The 1,811-nt window shown below is 42.2% G+C and carries 1 protein-coding gene; it reads right to left on the bottom strand.

From position 1 onward, the window contains the following. Positions 1 to 1,620, bottom strand: a 1,620-nt coding sequence (locus ACWF79_RS34785) for a glycosyl hydrolase family 28-related protein (protein WP_453732175.1), incomplete at its 3' end; no start/stop codon positions are given. Positions 1,621 to 1,811: the final 191 nt, after the last annotated feature.

Raw genomic sequence — 1,811 nt, 5'->3', positions numbered from 1 at the left:
GGCCATCGAGGCGCCCGGGCCCTGGGTGCCGCGGTTGGGCAGCGGGTTGAACACGTTGTTCATTAAAGTGACATAGTAAACCCCGCCACCGATGGAAATTCCCTCTGGGGCTGAATCATGGATAGTAAAATTTGAAATACGAACATCATCCGTTCTTTGATCACCGCCATAGATTCGGACATCCGAACCCGCCTTCGCAAATCCAGAAATGTTCAAACCATTAATGTTAATCTTGCGGCTTTTATACTGGAAGGCGATAACTGGTGTCCCTTTATAGTCATAGGTAGGATCACCAAGTGCTGTAAAGCCCAGTACTGTAACACGCTGATAAGCAGAAATCACAAGCGCTTTCGGCTCTAGCCCAGCGTATAAATCATTGAATATCGGCTCCTTAGCCGTACAGTCTACTAAAGTGACATCCCTTGCTGTTTCGCTCCACGGCTCATTTGCATAATGATGGCCGATATGACGAAGATCATACGCTCTTACATCATGGAATGATTGATGACCATAAACATGAACATTAGAAGGTGCCGGCCACTTCGCATGCGCCTTCACTTCAACCCCCCGGACATTCCCCTCCGTATAATTATTGAAAAGCCATACGTCCATAGAGCCATCGTCTACTTCAATACCATTTGAATTTGCTTTTCCAGAGGCATGGGCTGTTCCAGATGGATATAAACATCTATTGTTTGTGATGAAAATATTTTTGCTGTAATGAGTTGTAATCCCGTCGTCTCCATACCCTTCACAAATACATCCATCAATCCAAATTGAGTCACAACCGTTTTTAGTGTAGTCACTATCTGAAATGTCGTAGGTTGGCGCCGAGATATCAATACCATGCAAAGCAGGATTTACAGTTCGGACTCTTTGAATCCATGCGTTTTTCACCTGTGCTAACAATAAGCAGCTGGATTTTACTCCGCCCATGGCTTTCATGGTGCCATTTTGCCGTTCACGATTCCAATCAAGTGTCATATCACGTATTACGATATTTTTGTTACCGCCCTGATGATTAGCGTTCGTAATCACCCATTCATCTGATGGTGTCTCATCATGAAGAATAAGAGTGGTAATATCCATTCCGTCACCCTCAAAGATGATGTTGCTTTTTAGCTTTACACCGCGAACAACATAGACGCCCGGCCCCAGTTTAATTTTCACTTTACCGTTACCCATGGCCTTCACGATTGCATCGGAACTGTCTGTCACTCCGTCTGCAACGGCTCCGTAATCATCCACATGAACAACACGTTTTATACGCTTATTCAATTTCATGTAATCCCGGTCAAGCCGTTCTTTTAATAAGGGTGCAATATTGCCGTCAGTATCAACACGGGCATCGACGACCTCTTTTACATTTGTTCCGTCAGCATTAAGAATCAAATTGCGCATACGGTTATAAAGGCTTTCAATATAGGTTCGGAGAGAAAAACCTTGATGGGTAATTTGATCACTGGTATGTGCCTGAAAATCAGACTTATGATTCCTCAAATCACCGTCTAGGTTATTAATCTCTTTTTCGATGCTATTCATATCTTCCGATAATTGAGATTCATATACTGTATTTCGAGTAGTGTCGTAATATTTCCTAAGCCTGATCAACTGTTTCACTCCTTTGAGGACAAAATAAAAAAACGCCTATCGTAGCGTTTGTATTATCTGGTCAATATATCTTTTTTGATCTCTTATTTTCTTGGCCTGATTGACTGCAATGTCTTGAATATCTTTTCTATAGTTTGCAAATGTAAGCTTTGGACTGCTGTAAGGATTCAAAGGATTATACTGAATCGTTACTAAACGAA

The sequence above is a fragment of the Streptomyces sp. NPDC054975 genome (assembly GCF_053609105.1).
This window is presented reverse-complemented; position numbering and strand designations above follow the sequence as displayed.